Genomic DNA, 284 nt, shown 5'->3' on the forward strand with positions numbered 1-284 from the left:
GTCCCTTCGGTGCCTTCGAAGAGGGCCTCGACGCGAACGCCGAAGATGGTTGCCATCTTGTGCAGCTTGCTGGCGCTAACGCGGTTCGCGCCCTTCTCGTATTTCTGCAGTTGCTGGAATGTGATGCCGAGGTGTTTGGCGACCTCCATCTGGGTCATCTTGCGGAGCAAGCGCAGCCCGCGAATGTTGGTGCCGACCTGGATGTCGACGGGTTCAGGTGCGTCGGTCATGGGGTTTCTCCTGATTGAAATGAAAAGGGCCGCTCTCGGCGGCCCGGTTGAGGT

General features: G+C 60.2%; 1 protein-coding gene. It reads right to left on the bottom strand.

The window, feature by feature from the left end:
• The coding region (locus AF337_RS18485; RefSeq protein ID WP_152971131.1) for a helix-turn-helix domain-containing protein at positions 1–230 on the bottom strand (230 nt) is incomplete at its 3' end.
• Positions 231–284: the final 54 nt, after the last annotated feature.

This window comes from Rhizobium ecuadorense, assembly GCF_001187535.1.
Classification (GTDB): domain Bacteria; phylum Pseudomonadota; class Alphaproteobacteria; order Rhizobiales; family Rhizobiaceae; genus Rhizobium; species Rhizobium ecuadorense.